We start from the raw sequence: 4,144 nt of genomic DNA, 5'->3' as shown, positions 1-4,144 counted from the left end.
GAGACGCCCGCCGTTGGCGGGCCCTCAGGATGAGGACCGCGTGCGTTGCGCTGGTCTCAACGGGCACCATGCTGCTGAGCCTCACCCTGAGGGACCGCCAGCGGGTCCGCGCAAAGCGCGGCCCGATGACAGGCTCCGCGGTCGTCTCGAAGGGCGAGGCGCGCGCTCAGGTCTTTCAGAAGCCCATCTGCGATCGCCGCGCTGCACGCGGACGCTTCGAGTTGCAGTGCAATAGGCGTCGGCGCGCAGTTCTGCGACGAAGGGGTAGCTCGAGCGCACGCGAAATGACTTTCGTCCGCCCGGAGATTTTCATACGCTTTGCTTTTGCAAGCCGCATAACGGCTGCGCTCACGTCCCGGCGACAGGGATGGAGCCATAAAGGGAGGGGAGACGATGAAGCGAAGGTCATTTCTCGCTGGTATCGGTGCGACCACGGCGGCAGCTACGATCGGCATGCCGTCGATCCTGCGGGCGCAAGCGCCGATCACCTTGAACGGCGCAGTTCAGTTCAACGACGACCACGCCTTCAACCGGGCACTGCTGCGGTTCGAGGAACTGGTGAAGAAGTATTACGGCAAGCCCGTCAATTTCACCCTGCACAGAAACTCCTCGCTCGGCCTCGAGAAGCAGTATTTCGAGTACATGTCGCAAGGCAAGGCAGTCGACTACGGCATCGTCTCGCCGGCCCACATGTCCACCTTCGCCAAGGCGGCCCCGTTCATCGATGCGCCTTTCGTGTTCAAGGGCATCGAGCACATGAACAAGGTGGTCGAGGCCAACATCCTGGCGCCGGTGGCCGACGAGGTCGCGGCCAAGGCCGACGTCGTTCTGATCGGCTATGCCGGCGGCGGCATCCGCAACATCTTCGCCAACAAGCCGCTCAAGAACCTCGCCGATCTCAAAGGCCTCAAGGTCCGCGTGCAGGGCGCGCCGATCTGGTCGAAGACCTTCGCGGCCGTCGGCATGAGCCCGACCGTGATCGCCTATAACGAAATCTACAACGCGATCCAGAACGGCGTGATCTCGGCCGGCGAAAACGAAGCGGCCGGCGTCGAGGCGATGAAATTCTACGAAGTGGCGCCGCATCTCAACTTGACCCAGCACGCCGTGTCGATCCGGCCGATCTGCTTCTCGGTGAAGACGCTGAAGACATTGCCGAAGGATTTGCAGGACGCGATCATGAAGGCCGGCAAGGAGGCCGGCGATTACGGCCGCCAGCTCGAGTCCAGCGAGGAGGTCGTCAAGCTCGACACGCTCGAGAAGGCCGGCAAGCTCAAGCGCGTTCCGTTCGAGGAGCGCGACGCGATGAAGAAGCTCGCCGATCCCGTGATGGCCACCTATGCCAAGGAGATCGGCGCGGAAGGCATTTTCGAGAAGATCAACGTCGTCTGAAGTCGCTCTGTCCGCCGCCAGAATTCCGGGCAGGCCCCGCTTCCTGCCCGGACATGGCGGACGAGTGCCGCACGGAGCTCCAATGTCGGACATGCACGTCCCGTCCACACCGTCGCTGTGGCGCCGCATCACGGCGGTCTATGCCAAACTGCTGGAAATCCTGCTCGCCGCCTGCGTCGGCATCCTGGTCATTCCGGTCACGCTGCAGATCGTCTCGCGCTACACGCCCCTCATCCCGTCCTACATCTGGACCGAGGAAATGGCGCGGTTCCTGTTCGTCTGGACCATCATGATCGGAGCGATGGTCGGCATCCGCGAGGCGCAGCATTTCGAGGTCGACGTCTGGCCCGAGCTGTCGCGGCGGTCGGAGGCCGCGGTGCGGATCGTCGCGCGGCTCGGCGTGCTGGCATTGGCCTTCGTGTTCGTGTGGGCCGGGATCGAGTTCACGCGTTTCGCCTGGAGCAGGACGTCGGAGCTAGCCGACCTGCCGCTCTGGCTGATCCACGTCGCCTGGCCGGTGGCCGGCGTGACGTGGATGGTGTTTGCGGGCGAACAGATCCTCGATGAACTGCGCATTCTGGTTGGGGCACGAAGATGAGCGGCACGGTGCTCTCTGCCGGACAGGCCGCGATGTTGCTGTTCGGGGTCTTCGTCGGCCTGCTGATCGTGCGCGTGCCGGTCGCTTTCGCTCTCGGCCTTGCCTGCGTGCCGATCCTCTTGATCGAGCCGCGCCTGTCGCTGATGATGCTCGCGCAGGAGACCTTCAACGCCTACAATTCCTTCATCCTGCTAGCGGTGCCGTTCTTCCTCCTGACGGCGAACCTGATGAGCATCGGCGGCATTACCGACCGCCTGGTGGCGCTGTCGCGCTCGATGGTCGGGCACTGGCCGGGATCGCTGGCGCAGATCAACGTCGTGCTGTCGGTGTTCTTCGCCGGCATCTCCGGCTCCTCCACTGCGGATGCGGCGAGCCAGTCCAAGATCTTCATCGACGCGCAGACCAAGGAGGGCTACGACCTTTCGTTCTCCATCGCGATCACCGCGGTGTCCGCGGTGCTCGCGGTCGTCATCCCGCCGTCGATCCTGATGATCGTATGGGGCGGGCTGATCTCGACCTCGATCGCGGCGATGTATCTGGCCGGCATCGTGCCGGGCCTTTTGATCGCGGGCGCGCAGATGGCGACGGTGCACGTCTACGCGGTGCGCCGCGGCTATCCGACCTATCCGAAGGCGAGCTGGGTCGACATGCGATGCGCGATCTGGCGGTCGATACCGGCGCTGATGACCCCGTTCATCATCGTCGGCGGCATCCTGCTCGGCTGGTTCACCGCGACGGAATCCGCCTGCGTGGCCGTACTCTATTCCGTCGTGCTCTCGGCGTTCTTCTACCGCGAGACGGGTCCGCGTGAATTGTACAGGGCCCTGCTCGACACCGGGCGGCTTGCCGGCGTGGCGCTGTTTTGCGTCGGCACCGCCAGCGCGTTCGGCTGGCTGCTGGCCTACTACAAGATCCCGCAGGAACTGCTGGCCAACGTCTCGACATGGGGCATGGGTGCCATCTCGGCCGGCTTCTTCATCGCCTTCTGCTTTCTGGTGGTCGGCTGCTTCCTCGACGCCATCCCGGCGATCATCATCGTCGGCACCGTGCTGGAGCCGCTGGCCAGGTCCGTCGATCTGCATCCGGTCCAGTTCGCGATCATCTCCATCGTCTCGCTGGCCTTTGGGCTGGTGACGCCGCCCTATGGCCTGTGTCTGATGATCGCTTGCTCGATCGCCGGCGTGCGGCTGCGCTATGCGCTGAAAGACACGGTGATCATGCTGATCCCGATGCTGCTGGTGCTGGCGGCCGTTATCGTCTGGCCGAGCGTGTCGCTGTTCCTGCCGCGCCTGATCGTGCCGGAGATGCTGAAATGAGCGCGATCCCGCGGCCGGCGGCCGCGGGATCCATTCGGCTGGCTACAGATTGCTCTCGGTGATCGCGGCGTAGACCATGCTGCGCAGTTCGCGCCGGATCGGGTAGGCGCTCGACGGCAGTACCTGCGTCATGAAGATGGCGATCAGCTCCTCGGCCGGGTCGATCCAGAACGAGGTCGTGGCCGCGCCGCCCCAATTGTATTCCCCGGGGCTGCCCGCGATCATCGTCTCGGCCGGGCGCATGGTCACGGCGAAGCCGAGGCCGAAGCCGATGCCGTTATAGGCGGCCTCGGAGAACAGCGAGCGCGACACCTCGGGCAGGAAGCGACCGCCCGGAATGTGGTTCGTGGTCATCAGCGCCAGCGTCTTGGGTCCGATCAGCCTGACGCCGCCAAGCTCGCCGCCGTTGAGCAGCGCCCGGCAGAACGTGAGGTAGTCGGCCACTGTCGAGCACAGGCCACCTCCGCCGGAGATGAACGAGGGCGGGGACAGAAACGAGCTCGTTGCCGGGTCGTCCTGGAGCGTCAGGCCTTCCCGTCGCTGGCCGGCGTGGAAGGTCATGCCGCCGCCGGGATCCGCCGAGTAGCAGGCGGCGAAGCGATGCGCCTTCGAGGCCGGCACATGGAAATCGGTGTCGGTCATGCCGAGCGGATCGAGAATGCGTTGCTTCAGGAACTGCTCGAACGGCATTCCCGAGATCTTGCCGACGAGGTAGCCGAGGACGTCGGTCGCGACCGAGTAGTTCCAGGCCTCGCCCGGCGAGAACTCCAGCGGGATCTTGGCCAGGCTCTCGATCATGGTCTGGAGCGTGCCTGACTTCTCGACCTCGCCGATCTTC

4 protein-coding genes are annotated in these 4,144 nt (G+C 64.7%); 3 read left to right on the top strand and 1 reads right to left on the bottom strand.

The genetic code is table 11. The annotated features are described in order from the left end of the window. Positions 1 to 393 precede the first annotated feature (393 nt). From JHD07_RS34390 to JHD07_RS34380, 3 genes are all read left to right on the top strand, one after another. Positions 394 to 1,392 (top strand): TRAP transporter substrate-binding protein, encoded by a 999-nt coding sequence (locus JHD07_RS34390; protein ID WP_291630257.1) that lies wholly within the window; start codon positions 394 to 396, stop codon positions 1,390 to 1,392. 82 nt (positions 1,393 to 1,474) lie between these two features. After that, positions 1,475 to 1,990, top strand: coding sequence for a TRAP transporter small permease (locus tag JHD07_RS34385; protein WP_291630255.1), 516 nt, complete (start codon positions 1,475 to 1,477; stop codon positions 1,988 to 1,990). Continuing rightward, entirely contained in the window at positions 1,987 to 3,306 is a 1,320-nt protein-coding gene (locus JHD07_RS34380; RefSeq protein WP_291630252.1) for a TRAP transporter large permease, read from the top strand. Before JHD07_RS34385 ends, JHD07_RS34380 begins: the two co-directional genes overlap by 4 nt. 42 nt (positions 3,307 to 3,348) lie before the next feature. On the opposite strand, the gene JHD07_RS34375 is transcribed toward JHD07_RS34380, so the two are convergent. After that, positions 3,349 to 4,144 (bottom strand): serine hydrolase domain-containing protein (locus JHD07_RS34375; RefSeq protein WP_291630250.1); only part of this gene is annotated, 796 nt, incomplete at its 5' end.

The sequence above is a fragment of the Bradyrhizobium sp. genome (assembly GCF_016462955.1).
Taxonomy (GTDB): domain Bacteria; phylum Pseudomonadota; class Alphaproteobacteria; order Rhizobiales; family Xanthobacteraceae; genus Bradyrhizobium.
The sequence above is the reverse complement of the archived record's forward strand: the minus strand, read 5'-3'. Positions and strand labels throughout refer to the sequence as shown.